We start from the raw sequence: 19,458 nt of genomic DNA, 5'->3' as shown, positions 1-19,458 counted from the left end.
TATTCCTATACGTTCTGTACGACAAAGAAACCATCGTTCCCCTGTGCCTGGTATAGCGGCATGAATATATAAGCATCCCATTCACTATAAACTTTCTCACCGTTCTGTTCGGCTAATAGTTCGCCTTTTTCGATTTTCTGAAAGTTTTCATAGCCTTCTTTCATTTCAAAAATATCTCCATCTTCCAAACCATGGCGATGAATAATTTCAAAGGTTTTCTGCTCTGGAGCGTTTTTCTTACTAAATCTTTCAACACACTCCGGGTAGGTAGCAATTTCTGTTAGATCTAATTTATTTGCTTCCTTCAGAGCCAGCCAGATAACCCCTTCATGATTTTCTTCCGAAGTGTCATCTGTATGCTGACCAGCTTCAAATACAAAACCGGTCATTCCGGTTCTGCTTAAATAGTGATCTATGTCTCCGGTAATGATATCACTAAAACCTCTAATGATATACGTTGGAAAGTGATGTGCCCATTCATCATTATCGTTTACTTCCTGAACTGAAACATAAGGCAAACTTGCAGATGAGGTAGTGTGACAGTCCAGAAAGTAGCGTTTTGAATAATCCTGTTCAGAATATTTATTAAGTACTTCAATGATCTCGAACATCTCTCTTTGTTCATGTGTTTGAGGATCATTTTTCTGGACATTTTCTTCAGTCCAGGTTCTGTTGAGGTCTTCGTCTATGTACCGCTTATTTTCGTTCAGCGCTTTCTGGTTTCCGGAGACTCCAACAATTTTACCTTCGATCTCAGGCTTAGCTTTGTCAAGTTGCTTAAAAACTTCTTTTAATGCAAATACACCACTTGGTTCATTTCCATGAATTCCGGCTGTGACGAATAATAACGGCCCGGGTTTTCCTGATGAATATTCCCCTATGATCCTGTTTACGTTTTCTTCTAGCTTTTCTTTCATAAAAATTAATCCATTGTGGCCAGAGTCCTGTTGCTTAACTGACCTTTATACATCTTCTTGTATTCTACTTTTCTTTCTATCGCTTCAATAATATAATCTGTAAAAGGTGAAAGACCTATATCTTTAAAATGTTCCATTCCACCCGGGCTCAGAACATTAATCTCGATCAATTTGTCCTTTACGATATCAAGTCCTACAAAAAACAACCCGTCACGAATTAGTTTAGGTGCGGTGAGATCAACGATACGTTGCATTTCCGGAGTTAGTTCGCTGCTATCTGCAGTAGCGCCAAGACTAAAATTACTTCTGAATTCTCCCTCGCCAGCAACTCTTCTAATTATTGCTTTTTCACCATCTCTTTCCATCACTTTTCCATTCAGAAGCAAAACGCGTACATCACCATCCTTCACGTCTGGTAAAAATTCCTGTGCGATCACATACCCCTGCGAACTTAGATGGTCAATGATCTGGTTGGTATTCTTTTCATGCTCATCGATTAGATACACATCCTGTCCGCCAGAACCTTCAAGAGGTTTTAAGACCATTTTCTTGTTCTGTTTTTCCCAGAAATCTAAAAGTTGATCTTTATCCCTGGTTATAATGGAAGCAGGTTTAATTTCCTGTGGTAACTCTTCGAAGTATAATTTATCGATAAACGCGTGGGATAGGGCATAGGCATCGTTTAAGACGAGAACATCCAGTTGCTGGATCATTCTTCCAAAGGCCACTCCGGCCTGTTCAGCCCATTGTCTACCTTCTTCCTCTGTAGGATTATTTCTAATGAATAGTACATCCAGAATGGTACAGTCAATCTGCTTTTTTATAGCCTTGGGGCCTTGTAATGCTTCCAGAAATTTCTTGGTAGACTTGGTTTTAGTGTCTTTTGGTGGTTGAGTAGAATTAATAGATATTGGTTTATCGTGGTGAAAATTAAAATCACCAACACCCATTGCATAAACTTCGTGTCCTCTTTGATGAGCCATCTGCATAAGTGCGTTCGATGTACCATCCTTCTCTGTTGCGACATCATTTAATACAAAACATATTTTCATTTACATACCATTTGTGGAAGGCTTAAGCCATTCCTGATTAATTTTAATTTTGCGAACATTTGTTCGCTATGTAGAAACCGTGGTTTTATTCTCAACGGTTCCAGTACTTTTCTATCGGTTAGTTCCCTGATGATATTCGTGTGCTTGATCCCGTACTTTCCTGCAAGCAGGATTTCATAGTCATCATTGGTTTTAAGATGTTCTTTCAGAAGAACAAGACCTTTTAAATAGATAATATCTTTGATAAAGCCGCCACCCTGCATGATTCGGGATGTTATATTAAAAGCCCTTTCCGCAGAAAATCCATAATCCGTTTTCAATAATCTGAATATTTCCTGGAAGCTGGCACCCTCGACAACAGCCTGGCCTGCCAGAACTCTTCCGGCCAGGATCCTGAGTCTGTTTGCTGTAAGGCCATCTACCATAAATTCAGACATTACGGCCATGCCTTCCTGCAAGGGATCATAATCTGCGAGCCCGATACTTAACTGCTTCAATGGCTGTCTGCTCCCATTGTAATGTGTAAGAACGTGTGTTCCAACCTCATGCTGTATGAGCGCTTCGGCTTCGATTCTACTCATTTCGTAGTCTGCAGGAATGTATAATTCACCATGGGAAACCATCATGACGTTCACATCTTTTCTAATGTGAACCTTACAATTGAAGTTCGCATCCTGTTCCTTATAGTAATCAAATTCTTTGCGTGCCAGGCTGCTGAACGCATTTGCGTCTAAGATGTCATTGGAGACACTATAGGTTTCTTCCGGTACCTGATTTAAAATATCCTGAGCCTCCTCGCACAGTTGCCTATCCACACCTTTATAAAGACGAATACTGTCGTACATAAAATTATTTGACCCTCGTTCGCCCAGCATGGTTATCTGCATATCCAGCTCTTCACGCTTCTCACGAAATAGGAAAGACATTGCAGGATCGTCAATATCTTCGATCTTGAGATTGTATAGCCTGCGTTTTAGAATATCAGGATCCACGGGTAGGAGACGGTAATGATAGTCCAGAACCTGTTGATAGTTACTTTCAAAAAATTTCTGTTTGATCTCGTGAATATTGGAAGGGGAAACAAGCCATAGGAATTGATAAGATCTTTCGATATCCGCAAGCTGTTTATCTATATCGAAAACGACCTGCTTTAAATATTTACGTCCCAAAGCATTGAAACTGGCCACTCCGCCCGTGGTTTGAACCCTGATAAAGTCAAAAAATGACCTGTGCATCGCCTTGATAAGAAAATCTTTGAAATTTCTGAAAAAGACAGGGTATAATTTATTTTGTTCACTTCTATAAACCGGCGGAATTTCAAGACTAACCATAACGGCACCACAATTCTTAGCATCCTCAATACTCATTAGGTCTTCGGAATCATCCGCATGACGATGCAGCGTATCAACGAGTTCTGTATCCAGATATAATCCGGTAAAAATCTCGTTAATTGTTAGTAGATCCTTCTGAAGGGTTTCAAGACTGGTTGGAAGCTTTTCAGCAGGTCCTTTAATTCGGAGTTTTTGAGAACCTTCCTCACCAGCGTAAATTTCAAATAGTAGATACGATTTCATTTCTACTGATAGTAAATTGGAAATTGCCATCAATAAATTTTGATAACCTTCAAAATCTTTGTTGCCAATCACCATATAAGAAGATTCACTGGTAATAAACCTTTTAGTGCCTTTATCATTCGGTTTTTTCCGGTAGATAACCAGGTAGGGTAACTCTTTTTCTATATGCAGAATTCCCATACCGGGCAGCATACAGCTTATCTCTTTATTTTCCTTAAGAATTGTTAAGATTTGTTGAATAGAATTTTCAGATAGATCAGGTATTTCCTGCATATTTTGAAAACTTATTTTTAAATCTTCCCTAAACAGCATGTTTAGAGAGGATATGGTTGATTTTAGATTGATTAGTTTACTCCAATTTAGGAAGAATTAGCCGTTCAAAATCTATCTGTGATCTTTTGACAAATTTTTATGACTGACTTAATATAAATTAGGAAACGGAGGGAAGTTTAGAAAAACAAAAAAGCCTTCCGTAAGGAAGGCTTTTCGTGATGGCACCAGGATTCGAACCTGGGACCGCCTGCTTAGAAGGCAGGTGCTCTATCCAGCTGAGCTATGCCACCGATTTGCGGTTGCAAATATAAACCACTTTATATATTAAACAATGCTTTTTTTAGGAAATATTGGGGTTATTCTAAAAAAAGAAAAACTTCCAAATGGAAGTTTTTGATTTTCAGTACAGATACGATTTGAAAAATTAGTCCAATATCACCAATTTTTTTTCAAGGCCCTCTGCGGCTACTACTAATTGATGTAACAGACTTGGATTTTCGTCCATTTTTTCGAATACCTGTATATATAAATAATTGAATCTTCTTATCAATTCAAGCGTTTGAAGAGAAACACTGAAAAAGTTCCCAGACTCTCGAAGCTCTTCTATAGACTTTTTTACAGATTCTATATGAGCGATCTCCTCCTCGGTACTTTGGATATAATGTTCTTGCTGTAGCATACCATTGGTTTTGTTGGTTAGCCAAAGCAGGGGTAGTCAAATAGATTGGGTTCTCAAATATAATTTGAACTTTTAATTAATTCCTGAACCACAGCAAGTTTTAGTTAAAATATGAGAAAAAATCGGTAAGAGGTAAAATAGGTTGCAAATCGAATATTATTTTACATTTGCCTGCTGAATCATGAACTTAAAGATCTCATTAAATCAATCAACAGCATTGTCCCACGAACGCTTTAATTTTGGAAAATAACGATCTATTTCAGTATGAATAACTGGATAATTTACCTGCTGGGATTTATCGCACAATTACTGTTTTCTGGTAGAATGATTGCGCAATGGTTGCTTTCAGAAAAGAATAAACGGGTGGTTACCCCGCAATTCTTCTGGCATGTAAGTCTTTTCGCGTCCTTTCTTTTATTTATCTATGGATATCTTCGAGATGACTTTGCCATTATGTTAGGTCAAACACTAACTTATTTTATATATATCAGGAATCTTCAATTGCAGGGAGACTGGAATAAGATTAATAAGTTTGTGAGATACTTTCTTTGGATCTTTCCTCTTATAGTAGTGATATATGGGTTTAATAATAACCAGTATGATGCAGCAGCTTTACTTAGCAATGTGGATATTCCGCTGTGGTTGTTAATCATCGGGACCGCAGGACAGCTTATATTCACGCTTCGATTTATCTACCAATGGGCATATTCTGAAAGAAGACAATCGTCTTCCTTACCTCTTGGGTTCTGGATATTGAGTTTACTCGGCTCCTCGTTGATCATCTACTATGCGATCCTTCGGGAAGACCCAGTGTTACTCGCCGGTCATAGTTTTGGTGTTATTATGTATCTTCGAAATATCTATATCCAGAAGAATGAAGTTAAGGGATAATTATTTACTGCTTTTACTATTTGTTTGTTTCGCGATTTTCTTCGTAAATCTCGATGCCATTTTTGTAAATATCATGGAGGCCAGGAACTTTACAACAGCCCGGGAAATGATACACCTGGATCACTGGATTTTTACAACCCTTAATAATGAACCACGTTATGAGAAGCCTCCCTTACCCACGTGGTTAACCGCAGTCAGTATGTTGATTTTTGGTACGAAGAACCTGATCGCCGCGAGATTGCCGGCGGCAGTCATGGGAAGTGTCGTGAGTATCTTTTTATACAAATTGGCTTTCAGGTATAGTAAGAATCAGAAATATGCGTTTTTAAGTGGACTCATTGCTGCCACGAGTTTTTATATACTCTTTTCAGGTAGAGACGGGCAGTGGGATATTCATACGCATGCTTGGATGATCATGGCAATTTACTGTTTGTTCCAGATCTTTCAGGGTACAGGTAAGTTATGGCGAAATGCCCTGTTTAGCGGAATCTTTATTGGTTGTTCTTTTCTAAGTAAAGGTCCGGTATCCATGTATGCGCTGTTACTGCCATTTTTGATCGCATATGGCCTGACATATCGCTATAAAAGTTTGAAAGTTACTTGGAAACCTATATTGTTAACAGTGAGTGTCGCGTTCATTTTAGGCGCGTCCTGGGCTTTATATGTATTTCTATTTGATACCAATGCTGTATCTGAAATCACAGAAAAGGAAACCGGTCGCTGGCTGGATTATAATGTGAGACCGTTTTATTATTACTGGAGTTTCGTGATCCAAAGCGGTATCTGGACCATTCCCAGTTTCGTCGCACTTTTATACCCTTATCTTAAAAATAGGGTTTTCGATAAGAAAGCCTATTTGTTTACTCTTATCTGGACGCTATGTGGTGTGGTGCTTCTGTCTATTATCCCGGAAAAAAAATCGAGATATCTGCTTCCTGTAATGCTGCCAATGGCGTTAAATACTGCCTTCTATATTGAGTACTTATTCCGTAGGTTTGATATGTTGCCAAGAAAGGAAACCTGGATCGTTTTTTTCAATTTCGGACTAATTGCATTGATCGGACTCTTGTTTCCACTGGCGGGGTATCTTTATTTTGGTGAACAGATCCAGAATTTTCTTGGCTGGTATATAATGATCTCTATTATTCTGTTTTCTATCGGAATTTTAATTTTCTGGTACCTAAAGACTAAAAAGATCAAAGCAGTTTTTTATCTTACGGTGTGGTTTATTATAAGTATCGTATTTTTTGGATTACCTATAGCTTCAAAAATAGAGGAGAACCCAGCATATCAAAGTATCAGTATCGTCGATATGTACAGAGAGCAATTGAAGCTCAACGTATATGAGTTTCGTGGTTTTACTCCGGAATTGATCTGGGAATACGGTCAGCCTATCGATATTCTTTACAATGGTACGGGTTATGAAAAACCCATAGAATCTGAATTCCTTTTGTTAGCTACAGAAGAAGAGAAAGAAGAATTGTTTAAAACCTTTGAAGGTTATTCTATTGAAAAGATTGAAGAGATCGATATGAATCCTGTGGGAAACAAACATAAGGAGCGCTTATACAGAGATCTGTACAAGATTGATAAATTTTAAAATTTCAGGTATGTTAGATTATCCAATTAAATTCAGACCCATTCTTCAGGAAAAAATATGGGGTGGCAACAAGCTGCGTGATATTCTTCATAAAGAGTCCGACAAGGAAAATATTGGTGAAAGCTGGGAGATTTCCGGGGTAAAGGACTTTATTTCTGAAGTTAGTAATGGCTCGGAAAAAGGGCAGAAACTTACAGATCTTATCAAGAAGTTTAAGGCAGATCTTATGGGGAAGGAGATCTATAAAAGATTTGGAGATGAATTCCCTTTACTTATCAAGTTTATTGATGCAAAGACAGATCTTTCAGTTCAACTACATCCTAATGATGCATTGGCTAAGCAAAGACATAATTCATTTGGCAAAACTGAAATGTGGTATGTGATGCAGGCAGATAAAGATTCCAAATTGAATATTGGATTTGAAAAAACGATCAGTAAGCAGGAATATCTGGATCATCTGAACAACAAACAGATACTGGATATTCTCAATTTTGAAGAAGTAGAGAAAGGTGATTCAGTTTTCATTAATACCGGGAAGGTTCATGCAATAGGAGGAGGGATCTTACTTGCAGAGATCCAGCAAACTTCAGATATTACCTATAGAATTTATGACTGGGATCGAGTGGATAGCCAGGGAAAGAGCCGTGAACTACATACCGATCTTGCACTTGATGCGATTGACTTTGAAAAGAAGGATGATTATAAGCTACATTATGACCAGGTGGAAAATGAATCTTCAGAAATTGCGAGCTGTGAGTATTTTACTACCAATTTTCTTCCGGTAAAAGGTAATCTGAAAAAGGATCTCACCGAGCTGGATTCTTTTGTGATCTATATGTGTGTTTCAGGGGAAGGAAAAATTATTATTGGAGATTATTCCGAAGAAATCAAAGCGGGAGAATCTGTTTTAATACCGGCAAAAACCAGTGATTTGGATATATCTTCTGAAAAAATAGAACTTCTGGAAGTCTATATAAAGTAGACCGCAAGAAGTTCAGCAAATTTTAAAAATTGAGAATTTCATCAATTTTTTCAAGCTCTTCTGCGCTAAACTGAATATTGCTAATCGCTTTCAGGTTATCTTCAAGCTGGGATTTTCTACTAACTCCAACTAAGACAGAGGTTACCCGTTCGTCCTTTAACAACCAGGCAACTGCCATTTGTGCGAGGCTTTGATCTCGATTTTTGGCCAATTCGTTCAGCTGTTGTATTTGCGAAACTACTTCGTCTGTAATTTGCGAGCTATCCAGGTAACTTCCTTCCGTAGCAGCTCTGGAATCTTTTGGTATTCCATTTAGATACTTCCCGGTAAGTATTCCCTGCTCCAGAGGAGAGAATACGATACTGCCGAGTCCGTTTTCTTCAAGAGTATCCATCAATCCATCTTCGACCCAGCGGTCGATCATGTTGTAGCGGGGCTGGTGGATTATAAATGGAGTTTTAAGTTCCTTTAAAATCTTTGCGGCTTTGGCCGTATCTTCAGCATTATACTGGGAGATTCCAACATAAAGCGCCTTTCCATCTCTTACGATCTGGTCCAGGGCACCCATAGTTTCCTCCAATGGAGTTTCCGGATCTGGCCTGTGATGATAAAAGATATCGACATATTCCAACCCCATTCTTTGCAGAGATTGATCCAGACTTGCGATCAGGTACTTCCTGGATCCAAAATCTCCATAAGGTCCTGGCCACATATCCCAGCCGGCCTTTGATGAAATGATAAGCTCATCCCTGTACTGCTTGAAATCCTGCTTAAAGAACTTCCCGAAATTACTTTCAGCAGAGCCATATGGAGGACCGTAATTGTTGGCAAGGTCAAAGTGCGTGATTCCGTTATCAAATGCCGTGTGTAAAATTTCTCTTGCATTATCCTGATCATCATGATCTCCGAAATTATGCCACAGACCTAAAGAAAGTAGAGGCAATTTCAGACCACTTTTGCCACATCGGCGATACTCCATTTGATCATATCGGGAGTCTGCCGCTTTATATGTACTCATACTTATATTTTGCAGGCAATTTAAAGAATATTAAGCCAGGCTAAGCTTAGAGGCGCTACTTAATTTCTGGCAAAAGATAAAAAACCATAATTGCCATCGGCATTTGCTTCCAGCTTTAAGTTAATTTCAGATCCATTTGCAGAAATGACATCATAAGCGTTGGTAAGTTCTCCAAGTTTTCCATTCGGAGTAAAAAAGATCATAAAATCCAGATCATTTGAAGGATCAAATTCTGAGCCTGCATCATTGGAGACTCTCCAGGTACCATTAAAAGACCCAAGATTGGAATCTGCCAACAGTTCATTCGAACTTTGAAAAACAAAAGTGTAGTTTTCAAGATCATCGGTCTTGTCCTGACCATTTTCAGTAAAACTGGTGATTCGCCATTCAGTATCCAGTAAGATCTCATTTAAGGCGATCATTTCAGTTTCTACAAGTTGCATGTCATCATTATCAGTATCACAGGATACGAGGAAAAATACAGCGAAGATTACAAACAAACAGTTCAATCTTTTCATAGGGTGGGGATTTTTTTGTTCGGTTTGCCGTAAAGTTAAAAAGAGAAATAGAATAAATTAAGAAAAATTTAAGAATTAACATTTAAGCGTAAGTTATACGTAATCAGCTATTAAACTTCTTGAGTGATTACCAGGTAGAAAATGAAACATGAATTTCCAGACTCCTATCTATACCGCAATCAATTCAATTCTTATCCCAATTAATGCTGAAGGTCAATCTTAACAAAGCATTGGGTGAATGGGTATACATTGTAAACTAATTTTGCTAATTAATTTCTGAACTATTAAAGTAAATTTTCAATTAAGATGAATCTGGTTAATATTTCCAAAGAGGATAGTGGTTATAAGATCAAAAGCATCAAATACATCAAGATATTTGGAACTACTGTATACAGTTATGATAAAATGTTCAGGTTGGAAACAGAGTCAGGAACGTGGATCAATCAGGCGACTCAAAAGAGAGCTACTGAAGCAGAGTCCATCAAATTAAATAAATGGTTGAAAGATCATCGTAAGTTCATAGAAAAGGCCTGAAATCTTAAATTCATCAAAATGACTTGATGTTACGAATCATATTAAGCTAAAATTAGCCTAAATTTTTTCGAATTTCAGATTCGGGCAAGCAATTTCCAATAACTTTAAAAATGATTAACCAATCAAATTATTAAAATGAGTAGTAAGAAAAAGAATTTTGCGCGGTTTGGAATGGCTGCGAAAGGAGCAGTATATTGTTTAATTGGAGTCTTAACCGCAATGGCTGCATTTGGCCAGGGAGGTCAGAAATCCGGAAGTAAAGGAGCTTTAGAGTATCTAGCTGGAGAATCATATGGGCAAATCTTACTGGTATTAATGGGTCTTGGTCTTTTGGGTTATGTTTTCTGGAGAATGTATCAGGTGTTTACGAATCCCAGGGACATAGAAAATAATATGAAAGGTTATGCAAAACGGGTAGCTTATTTCATTAGCGGACTTCTGTATGGTGGACTTGCATTCTATTCATTCAAACTTGCTTTTGGAAGCAGTTCTTCAGGAGGTTCCGGCGGAATGATGGGTGGTATCATGTCTGGATCTAATGGTGACACCATAGCTATTATTATAGGAATAGGGATGGCTATTAAAGCTATTTACGATTTATATAGAGCTTATTCCAACAAATTTCGTGAAGAAGTTGAAGAAGCCGGTTTGGACAGAAAGGAACAGAAACTGCTTATCAACGCTGGAAAAGTTGGTCATACTGCACGTGGTATTATCATTGGGTTAATGGCCTATCTAACACTTAAGTCTGGTTTGTCTAGTGGAAGTAATGTAGGAACACAAACCGATGCATTTGGATTTATTCAAAACGAATTTGGAAGTGTTGCCTTAGGGATTGTAGCCATTGGATTGGTTGCCTACGGTGTATATATGCTAATCAAGGCTAAACACCCATCCATTAGTGTAGCCTAATAATTAGAACAAAAATTGATTTAAGAGTCCGTCATCAAAGGCGGGCTTTTTTTTCGTCTATTATTACTGAAACCTTGGTTCGCTCACTATCGAATAGTTACAGGTTGTTTAAACAGTAAAATCAATTTGATTCTGAATGTTAGGTATAAAAAATTGATGATTTGAATATGAAACGAAGCCGTATTTTATGCAAGTTATCGAGCTGTTCTTGATCCATTCTAAACTTAGTATTTCTTGCTGGTTAGACTGAAATGATTAAGAAAATTTCATAATCATGCTTACAATATATCAGTCTGATCTCAAAGTTTATGATCTACAGAAGTAGGAATTTTTTACTGAAATCTTACAAGATCAATATTATGACCAATCATCGCACCTGCTATGAGTAAAAATTTAAATGCTTCTGGGAATGAAAACTGGATAGAAGTAATAAAAAAAAGCCTGTCAATCGAAAGATTGACAGGCTTTTGTCGGGGTGGCAGGATTCGAACCTGCGGCCTCCTGCTCCCAAAGCAGGCGCGATAACCGGGCTACGCTACACCCCGAAAGGTCAAAAGTGTTTTTAGTCTTTTCCGTTCCAAACTATTCTATTGAATATCCGGGAAGCGGAGGAAACTTATTCCAATTTTCCGGTCGAAAAGAGAATAAAAGAACCACAGACTAAAAATCTAGCGGAGAGACCGGGATTCGAACCCGGGCATCCAAGAAGGATGACAGCTTAGCAGGCTGCTGCATTACCACTCTGCCACCTCTCCGTTATTTAAGAACTTCGCAAGTATTTTTGCGGTTGCAAATCTAAGTTTTACTTACGTACCAACCAAACCTTTTTCGTGTTTTTGAAATAAAAAATAAGCTTATTTCTAGTCATAGTCCTTAAACTACTTGACTTCAATCAAATAGCTTTCTAAATATCAATTAATTTTTTCTGCGTGTAGAAGCCTATGCAAATTTCGAATGGCTTTATCATGATTTCTAACGAATGGATTCTTAGAATTCCAGACATAACCAGCAAGAACAGCGCAAATCTGCTTTTTTACTTTTTCACTGGCGTTGTCAGTGAAAAATATATCCTGTAATCTTCCTGTATACCACTCCTTAACATAAGTAGCAAAAACATTGATGGCCTTTTGTATATGCTGGGTATATTCCTTATCCCAGTCTATAACTTCCCCACCGAGTTGCCTTGTGGCCAGTTTTGCGCTAAGTAACCCACTTTCTGTGGCGAATGCAACACCGGAAGAGAATACCGGGTCAAGAAATTCTGCTGAATTTCCTGCCAAAGCAAATCCTTCTCCATGCAGAAGCTGTACATTTTTTGAAATACCAGATAATTTCACTGGCTCAAACAGCTGTTTTTGTCCTGTAAAGCGATCCTTATAGAACTCACATTGGTTCAGCATCTGTTTGAATATTTCATCCTGGGAGCCCGAAAATGTTTCAAACCAGTCATTTTCTCCCACAAAACCCAAACTCGAAATGCCGTTCGAGAACGGTATATACCAGAACCATACGCCAGTATTGATGATTTCAAAAGTGATTTGTGTGCCTTCTTTCCCAACCGGTCGGTTTTCTTCCTGAATATGAGTGAAAATTGAGGAATGATTGTAAATTTTTGCGGGAGCTTCCAATTCTAATAACCCTGCGAGCACACGTCCATTTCCGCTTGCGTCGATTATAAATCTGGATGACAAACTTCCTAAGATGCCGTCAGGATTTTTATAGACTATATCCCACTGACCATCATTGTACGCAGCAGATATCACTTCCATCCCGAAATCAATTTCGACACCCCTTTTCTGGATACTTTCAGTTAACTTCAAATCGAAGTCCGCTCTGGGAACCTGCCAGGTCCAGTCCCAGCCAGCTCCGAATTTTTTGCTGAAATCAAATTCAGCTATTTTCCCGTTTTTAATGAATCGAGCCCCTGTTTTTTTCTGGTAGTTCTCTTTTTGAAGATCTTCCAGTAATCCAGCTTCCGCGAAATTGTCCATGCAGCGTGGAATCAGGCTTTCACCGATAGTAAATCTTGGGAAGTGTTGTTTTTCCAAGACTCTTACAGAAACAGCAGTTTTTTCCAGGTAGCCGGCGGCTACCATTCCGGCAGGGCCAGCACCAATAATTATAACGTCGTAATTAATTTTCTTCATGATCTCGCCCTACAAAGCTACTAGAAAATATGATAGCTGAAATTTACAAAAATAAAAAGCTCTGCCATTCAGGACAGAGCTTTCGTGAGATATAAGCAATCGATCTTACCTGCTGGTAGATCTATTGGACTAATGTATCTCTTCTTCCTGAAATTTCAGGACAGTTTCTATAATGCTAACCGTTTATTAACTTCAGCAGAAGTTTGGTAAAATTCTGGAAATGTTTAGATAAAATTCGTCCAATCCTCTGAATTTCTTCCTGAGGAGTTACATATTCAGGATTCAGGTTTACCAGTAAAAATGCTACATTTGCGCGAAGTGAAGCAAATCTAATCCCGTAACCAAGCAGCTTTTTATGATTACCCTGGACAAAGAACTTACACTTTCAGATTTTCAACAGGTTGTTCTGGAGCAGACAAAGGTTCAGCTAAGCATTGATGCGCGTAATAGAATGATCGCCAGTCATCAATTCCTGGAAAAATTTTCCCAAAATAAAGTGATTTACGGTGTCAATACAGGGTTTGGTCCTATGGCACAATATCGGGTTGCCAATGAGGATGCTGTCAATCTACAGTTAAATCTAATAAGAAGTCATGCCAGCGGTGCAGGTGCCGTGCTTTCTAAAATCGATGTGCGTGCTTTGATGTTAGCCCGGCTTAATACTCTTAGCCTGGGCAAGTCTGGAATTGATATTTCTGTGGCAGATGTTCTTATAGAATTGCTCAATTTGAGGATCACACCTTTGATCTTTGAACATGGCGGCGTTGGCGCTTCGGGTGATCTCGTGCAACTGGCACATCTTGCCCTGGTGCTGATTGGTGAAGGAGAAGTATTTTATAATGGAGAACGAAGAAATACCAGCCAGGTTTTTCAGGAAATGAATATTAAACCAGCAAAGATCAGCATTAGAGAAGGCCTGGCGATCATGAATGGAACATCTGCGATGACCGGTATCGGACTGGTAAATACTCTGTATGCAGAGCAATTATTAAACTGGTCTGTTTTCTGTTCTTCTGTGATCAACGAAATCGTAAAGGCTTATGATGATCATCTTTCCGAAGAATTGAACAGGGCAAAACTACATAAAGGTCAGCAGCAAATCGCAGCTCTTATGCGAAAGCATTTAAATGATTCCGGACTTACCAGGTCCAGGAAAGAAGATTTTTATAATGCAGATCATGCTAAAATCGAGTTATTTAAAGAAAAGGTGCAGGAATATTATAGTTTAAGATGTGTGCCACAAGTGCTTGGTCCAGTAAAAGATACTCTTTCACATACTTCAAAGATCTTACTGGAAGAAGTAAATTCTGCCAATGATAATCCCATTATCGATGTGGAGACCGAACAGGTTTATCATGGTGGAAATTTTCACGGGGATTATATTTCGCTGGAAATGGACAAGCTGCGTCTGGTGATGACAAAAATGTCCATGCTTGCTGAAAGGCAGATCAACTATCTTCTTAATCCAAAACTGAATGATATTTTACCAGCTTTTGTAAACGCTTCAAAATTAGGTTTGAACTTTGGTATGCAGGGAGCGCAGTTTCCAGCTGTCTCCACGACGGCTGAAAACCAGATGCTTTCCAATTCGATGTATGTTCATAGCATTCCCAACAACAATGATAATCAGGATATAGTAAGTATGGGAGCAAATTCAGCACTGATGACCCGTAAAGTGATCGATAATTGCTATGAAGTTCTTGCTACTCAAATCGCAACCATTCTTCAGGCACTTTATATTCTGGACTATGATGAACACTTATCTTCAGCAACAAGTTTAAGAATTAGCGATTTGCGAAAAATATTTCCGCAGATAAAAGAGGACAGGGTGCTGTACGAAGACATGAAAAGATTGAAGGATTATCTTAAAACTCAGCAGGCTTATGACTAAGAAGCGATTTGCTTTGGTAACGGGTGGTTCCCGCGGTATAGGAAAGGCGATTTGTATGGCACTGGCCAGGGATCATCAACTCAACATATTACTGAATTATAGATCTAATGACCAGGCTGCACAGCTGGTTAAACAGGAAATTGAAGCCTTGAACCTTTCCTGTGACTTGCTCAAATTTGATGTTGCCAATGCTTCTGAAGTCTCAGAAATGTTAAGTGCCTGGAAAACTGAAAACAAGGAATCCAGCATTGAGGTTCTGGTTAATAATGCTGGGATTAGTGATGACGGACTTTTTATATTCATGTCTAAGGATAGCTGGAATTCAGTTTTGGAAACCAGTCTTCAGGGTTTTTACAACGTGACCCAAAGCGTCCTGAAGGATATGCTGAGAGCTAGAAACGGCAGGATCATTAATATGGTTTCTCTTTCTGGTTTGAAAGGCAATGCTGGACAGGTAAATTATTCTGCTGCAAAAGGTGCGGTGATCGCCGCAACCAAGGCACTCGCCCAGGAAATTGGAAAGCGAAAAGTGACCGTGAACGCTGTTGCTCCCGGATTTATCAATACCGAAATGACCGAAGATTTTGATGCCGAAAAGTACAAGCAGTTAATTCCTTTGAACCGTTTCGGAGATCCTGAAGAAGTCGCCAGCCTGGTAAGTTTTCTGGCTTCAGATAGATCTTCCTATATTACCGGCGAAGTGATCAATATCAACGGCGGACTCTACTCATAAACATGGCAACTTGGAAAGGCAAATCCCGGGGAACTTTACTTGGCTTCAGGATCTATGTAAAGATTATTAAAAGCTTCGGCCTCCTGGCTGCTTATTTCGTTCTGCTTTTCGTGGCTGCCTATTTTATAATATTTTCCTTTTCTTCGACACGCAGTACCTATTATCTTTTCAGAAAAAGACTGGGTTATTCTCCACTTAGTTCGGCTTTCCAGGTATACCGCAGCTATTTTACCTTTGGAAGAATACAATTGGATAGAGTTGCTATCACCAATGGTTTTAAAAACAAATTTAGCTTTGAGTTTGACGGAGTGGAGCATATCGAATCATTGCTGAAGCAGAAGAAAGGCGGAATATTGCTTACAGCTCATATAGGTAATTTTAACCTTGCCAAACATTTTTTTGAAGAACGCCATGCCGAAGCAGTCGTAAATCTGGTGGTGACCGATTTTGAACATAAACAAATCAAACAATACCTGCAATCTGTTACCGGTGATACTGAGGTAAAAGTGATTGTGATGAAAGATGATCTAAGTCATGTTTTCGCGATGAAAAACGCACTGGACAACCAGGAATTACTGGTGTTTGCTGCAGACAGGTTTATGGATCATTCGGCAACCCTGGAAGCGGAATTTTTAGGAGAGCATGTGAAATTTCCCGAAGGTCCCTTCAAGCTCGCTGCCAGGAATAAAATTCCGGTTTTATTCGTACATCTTATGCGGGAAAAGAATTTTCACTATCATTTTTTTGCACGCCCTTATAAACCTGAGCGCTTTACGACGAAAGAAATTTTAAAATCTTATCTTGACGATCTGGAAAGAATGGTGAGAGCATATCCCCACCAATGGTATAATTATTATGATTACTGGAACGATTTCAGTTAGCTATGGCAGAAAACTTATTACATCATCCAATACGTTCAGAAGAAGAAATTCTAAAACTTATTCCGCAAAAAAGACCATTTGTGTTTGTAGACACACTTTTTGAATACACTAATTTAACAGGAGTCACCGGTTTTACGATTCCGGAGGATAGCTTAATGCTTGATAATGGAAAATTATCGGAAAGTGGTTTGATCGAACACATGGCACAAAGCATGTCCCTTCATCGTGGATATCAGGGATCCCTTAGCGGAAATTCGAAGCCTAAAACTGGATTTATAGGTGTTATTAAAACTGTAGAGATACTTGATCTGCCTTTGATAGGGGAAAGCATTATGACTTATGTGGAGATTCTGCACGAGATCATGAATGTAACTTCCGTCTCTGCCCGAACCGAAAATGAGAGGGGAGAGGTAATCGCTATTTCCGAAATGAAAACGGTAACGGTCGATTAATGTCCAACATATTAACCCATACCACAAAGCTTAAAGTGCAGTTTCATGAATGTGATCCCCTGAAGATCGTCTGGCACGGAAATTATCTCAGGTATTTTGAACAGGGCCGGGAAGATTTTTGCAATACGCATGGCATTTCCTATCTGCACGCTGAAAAATATGGTTACTCAACCCCTATAGTTTCTTCAAATTGTGAGCATAAAAAGCCTCTGGCCTATGGAGACCAGTTTGTTGTGGAAACAAGTTTTGAAAATGCTGCAGCCGCGAAAATGATCTTTAATTACAGGATATTTAAAGAAGATGTATTGATATGTACCGGGAAAACTGTGCAGGTGTTCCTGGATCAAAATAATGAACTATCGCTCACCAATCCTGAATTTTATCAATCCTGGAAATCAAAAATGAACTTGTAAATGCGACAGGTTTTTTTAAAATCTGATAGTATAATTTCTCCTATGGGCTTTGGCTCGGGAACGAACCTACAGCAAATACGATTGCAACAATCAGCTTTGAAGCTGCAAAAACCCACTTCTAAATATCCTTCCGGGTATTACGCCGGGATTCTGGACAACGACATTATTGATCATAGTTTCTCACTTATAGGTAATTGCAAAAATTACAGCAAGCTGGAGAAAATGCTGATTCTTGCCATAAATGATGTAGTGATCAAAGAATCAATCGATTTTGAACATACAGCCCTGGTCATTGCCACTACCAAAGGGAACATCGACTTGCTGAACTCAGATGCATTTACAAAAGAACGAGTTGAACTCTGGAAAATGGCACAGGTAGTTGCCGACTTTTTCGAGTTTCAGCAAAAACCAATTGTTGTTTCCAATGCGTGTATATCTGGAGGCCTGGCCATTAAAACCGCGGCAGATTTTATTAAATATGGAAAATTTGATAGTGCCATAGTAGCAGCAGGAGATCTGGTGTCAGATTTTGTGCTATCGGGTTTTCAATCATTTCAGGCGATGAGTGAACTGGCCTGTAAACCATTTGACGCCCGAAGAAACGGAATCAGTCTGGGAGAAGCAGCTGCAGCCGTTTATCTGGACACAAAACCTTCTGAAGATACAGAGATCGAATTCATACATGCGGTTACAACCAATGATGCAAACCATATTTCTGGCCCGAGCAGAGACGGAGAGGGCTTGTATCAGGCAATTAGCAGGCTGAAGCTGTTTACCGGAATTTCTTCCGAAGAAATAGATTTTATTTCAGCCCATGGAACCGCCACTGTGTATAATGATGAAATGGAGGCACTGGCTTTCAGCAGGTCCCAGCTTGATCACGTTCCCTTGCATAGCTTAAAAGGCTATTTGGGTCATACCTTGGGCGCTTCTGCTCTCATAGAATCCATCATGCTAAAACATGGCATGCTAAATAATGAAATGCTCATTTCGAAAAATTTCGAAAATCTGGGTACCTCTGTACCCTTAAATATTACTACGGAAGTTTCGCAGAAAGAACTTGGTACAGCTCTTAAAACAGCTTCTGGATTTGGAGGCTGTAATATTGCCATGCTGTTTGAAAAAACGGAAGCACATGAGTAAAGATCAACATATCGACTTTATAAAAATTCAGAATAACAGCATCACGGCTGCTGAAGGCTTATTGTTTCAAACAGAGAAACAGATAGATCCATTTAAATTTCTCGGTGATGCCTATAAATTCTTTGGAATCACCTATCCTAAGTTCTTTAAGATGGATGGTCTTAGTAAGGCTGGATTGATCGCTGCTGAATTACTTTCAGAAAAAGTTAGTATAGAGAAAAATACCGGATTGATTTTTTCAAACTCCAGTTCCAGTCTGGATACAGATCTACGCTTTCAGGATAGCATGAAGTCTTTTGCTTCACCCTCAGTTTTCGTTTATACATTGCCAAATATCGTGCTGGGGGAAATAAGCATCAGACATCAAATTCAGTCTGAAAATGCATTTTTTATCAGCGAAAAATTTGATCCGGCTTTGATCCTGGATTACGCTGAAATTCAGCTTAAAAATTCAGCCTGCGAAAATGTGCTTTGTGGCTGGCTAAACTTGCACAATAATGAATATGATGTATTTTTGTGGCATGTCGCCGGTCTTGAAGATCTGCAATCTCAACGGGGACAGCTGCTGAAAATCTACGCTACTACACATGAGTGACCTACATACTGAGCTTAAAGAAAGCATTATTGAACAACTAAATCTGGAGGATATGCAACCTGCAGATATTGAAAACAACGAAGCCCTTTTTGGGGATGGACTTGGGCTAGACAGCATCGATGCCCTGGAATTGATTGTTTTGCTGGAGAAAGATTATGGGATCAAATTAACCGACCCCAACCAGGGGAAACAGATTTTCAATTCAATTAATACCATGGCCGATTTTATTGAAAAACATCGTACCAAATAATCT

Annotated in this window: 20 protein-coding genes and 3 tRNA genes; 13 read left to right on the top strand and 10 right to left on the bottom strand. The window is 38.9% G+C overall.

From position 1 onward, the window contains the following. Positions 1-5: 5 nt before the first annotated feature. The 5 genes from G529_RS0114840 to G529_RS0114820 form a co-directional block, all read right to left on the bottom strand. Positions 6-917, bottom strand: a complete 912-nt coding sequence (locus G529_RS0114840; RefSeq protein ID WP_026916278.1) for a succinylglutamate desuccinylase/aspartoacylase domain-containing protein — start codon at positions 915-917, stop codon at positions 6-8. 5 nt (positions 918-922) lie between these two features. Further along, complete coding sequence (locus tag G529_RS0114835; RefSeq protein ID WP_026916277.1) at positions 923-1,969, bottom strand: glutathione synthetase; 1,047 nt, start codon at positions 1,967-1,969, stop codon at positions 923-925. Continuing rightward, positions 1,966-3,816: a peptidase MATCAP family protein gene (locus G529_RS0114830; RefSeq protein ID WP_026916276.1), complete on the bottom strand. Its 1,851-nt coding sequence runs from the start codon at positions 3,814-3,816 to the stop codon at positions 1,966-1,968. Before G529_RS0114830 ends, G529_RS0114835 begins: the two co-directional genes overlap by 4 nt. Before the next feature lie 216 nt (positions 3,817-4,032). Beyond that, a tRNA-Arg gene (locus G529_RS0114825) sits at positions 4,033-4,106 on the bottom strand. A 134-nt stretch (positions 4,107-4,240) separates the two neighbouring features. After that, positions 4,241-4,495, bottom strand: coding sequence for a hypothetical protein (locus G529_RS0114820; protein WP_026916275.1), 255 nt, complete (start codon positions 4,493-4,495; stop codon positions 4,241-4,243). A 264-nt stretch (positions 4,496-4,759) separates the two neighbouring features. On the opposite strand from G529_RS0114820, the gene G529_RS0114815 reads away from it, so the two are divergent. Genes G529_RS0114815 through G529_RS0114805 form a run of 3 tightly spaced genes read left to right on the top strand, consistent with a single transcriptional unit; the run spans position 4,760 to position 7,968 of the window. Beyond that, positions 4,760-5,386: a lipid-A-disaccharide synthase N-terminal domain-containing protein gene (locus G529_RS0114815; protein ID WP_026916274.1), complete on the top strand. Its 627-nt coding sequence runs from the start codon at positions 4,760-4,762 to the stop codon at positions 5,384-5,386. Further along, a complete protein-coding gene (locus G529_RS0114810) occupies positions 5,370-6,986 on the top strand; it encodes an ArnT family glycosyltransferase (protein WP_026916273.1) in 1,617 nt (538 codons plus the stop codon). The genes G529_RS0114815 and G529_RS0114810 overlap by 17 nt, the downstream gene beginning before the upstream one ends. Positions 6,987-6,996: 10 nt before the next feature. Next, positions 6,997-7,968 carry a type I phosphomannose isomerase catalytic subunit gene (locus G529_RS0114805; RefSeq protein ID WP_026916272.1) on the top strand — a complete coding sequence of 324 codons (972 nt, stop codon included), beginning with the start codon at positions 6,997-6,999 and terminating at the stop codon, positions 7,966-7,968. 22 nt (positions 7,969-7,990) lie between these two features. On the opposite strand, the gene mgrA is transcribed toward G529_RS0114805, so the two are convergent. Further along, a complete protein-coding gene (gene mgrA, locus G529_RS0114800; RefSeq protein WP_026916271.1) occupies positions 7,991-8,986 on the bottom strand; it encodes an L-glyceraldehyde 3-phosphate reductase in 996 nt (331 codons plus the stop codon). Positions 8,987-9,045: 59 nt separating this feature from the next. Further along, positions 9,046-9,504: a hypothetical protein gene (locus G529_RS16305; protein WP_051201473.1), complete on the bottom strand. Its 459-nt coding sequence runs from the start codon at positions 9,502-9,504 to the stop codon at positions 9,046-9,048. A gap of 306 nt (positions 9,505-9,810) precedes the next feature. Here G529_RS16305 and G529_RS0114790 point away from each other — a divergent pair, with 306 nt between their 5' ends. Together G529_RS0114790 and G529_RS0114785 are read left to right on the top strand one after the other, a co-directional pair. Beyond that, entirely contained in the window at positions 9,811-10,038 is a 228-nt protein-coding gene (locus tag G529_RS0114790; RefSeq protein ID WP_026916270.1) for a hypothetical protein, read from the top strand. 135 nt (positions 10,039-10,173) lie between these two features. Then, positions 10,174-10,950, top strand: coding sequence for a DUF1206 domain-containing protein (locus tag G529_RS0114785; RefSeq protein WP_026916269.1), 777 nt, complete (start codon positions 10,174-10,176; stop codon positions 10,948-10,950). Between the two features lie 470 nt (positions 10,951-11,420). Here G529_RS0114785 and G529_RS0114780 read toward each other — a convergent pair. From G529_RS0114780 to G529_RS0114770, 3 genes are all read right to left on the bottom strand, one after another. Continuing rightward, positions 11,421-11,495 (bottom strand) — tRNA-Pro (locus tag G529_RS0114780). A 127-nt stretch (positions 11,496-11,622) separates the two neighbouring features. Continuing rightward, positions 11,623-11,705 (bottom strand) — tRNA-Ser (locus G529_RS0114775). Positions 11,706-11,861: 156 nt separating this feature from the next. Then, positions 11,862-13,097 carry an NAD(P)/FAD-dependent oxidoreductase gene (locus G529_RS0114770; protein WP_026916268.1) on the bottom strand — a complete coding sequence of 412 codons (1,236 nt, stop codon included), beginning with the start codon at positions 13,095-13,097 and terminating at the stop codon, positions 11,862-11,864. Between the two features lie 355 nt (positions 13,098-13,452). Here G529_RS0114770 and flxA point away from each other — a divergent pair, with 355 nt between their 5' ends. Genes flxA through G529_RS0114730 form a run of 8 tightly spaced genes read left to right on the top strand, consistent with a single transcriptional unit; the run spans position 13,453 to position 19,455 of the window. Then, entirely contained in the window at positions 13,453-14,988 is a 1,536-nt protein-coding gene (gene flxA, locus G529_RS0114765; protein ID WP_026916267.1) for a flexirubin biosynthesis tyrosine ammonia-lyase FlxA, read from the top strand. Beyond that, positions 14,981-15,721, top strand: coding sequence for a flexirubin biosynthesis SDR family reductase FlxB (gene flxB, locus G529_RS0114760; RefSeq protein WP_035696165.1), 741 nt, complete (start codon positions 14,981-14,983; stop codon positions 15,719-15,721). Before flxA ends, flxB begins: the two co-directional genes overlap by 8 nt. Positions 15,722-15,723: 2 nt before the next feature. Continuing rightward, a complete protein-coding gene (locus G529_RS0114755) occupies positions 15,724-16,602 on the top strand; it encodes an LpxL/LpxP family acyltransferase (protein ID WP_026916265.1) in 879 nt (292 codons plus the stop codon). Positions 16,603-16,604: 2 nt separating this feature from the next. After that, on the top strand, positions 16,605-17,054 hold the full coding sequence (locus G529_RS0114750; protein ID WP_026916264.1) for a hotdog family protein: 450 nt from the start codon (positions 16,605-16,607) through the stop codon (positions 17,052-17,054). Then, positions 17,054-17,467, top strand: a complete 414-nt coding sequence (locus G529_RS0114745; protein ID WP_026916263.1) for an acyl-CoA thioesterase — start codon at positions 17,054-17,056, stop codon at positions 17,465-17,467. Before G529_RS0114750 ends, G529_RS0114745 begins: the two co-directional genes overlap by 1 nt. Continuing rightward, positions 17,468-18,610, top strand: coding sequence for a beta-ketoacyl synthase N-terminal-like domain-containing protein (locus tag G529_RS0114740; protein ID WP_026916262.1), 1,143 nt, complete (start codon positions 17,468-17,470; stop codon positions 18,608-18,610). Next, complete coding sequence (locus tag G529_RS0114735; RefSeq protein ID WP_026916261.1) at positions 18,603-19,205, top strand: hypothetical protein; 603 nt, start codon at positions 18,603-18,605, stop codon at positions 19,203-19,205. Before G529_RS0114740 ends, G529_RS0114735 begins: the two co-directional genes overlap by 8 nt. Then, positions 19,198-19,455: a phosphopantetheine-binding protein gene (locus G529_RS0114730; protein ID WP_026916260.1), complete on the top strand. Its 258-nt coding sequence runs from the start codon at positions 19,198-19,200 to the stop codon at positions 19,453-19,455. Before G529_RS0114735 ends, G529_RS0114730 begins: the two co-directional genes overlap by 8 nt. Positions 19,456-19,458 lie beyond the last annotated feature (3 nt).

The organism is Christiangramia portivictoriae DSM 23547 (assembly GCF_000423045.1).
Lineage (GTDB): Bacteria > Bacteroidota > Bacteroidia > Flavobacteriales > Flavobacteriaceae > Christiangramia > Christiangramia portivictoriae.
Note: the sequence above shows the minus strand (reverse complement) of the source record. Positions and strands in the feature narration are given on the sequence as shown.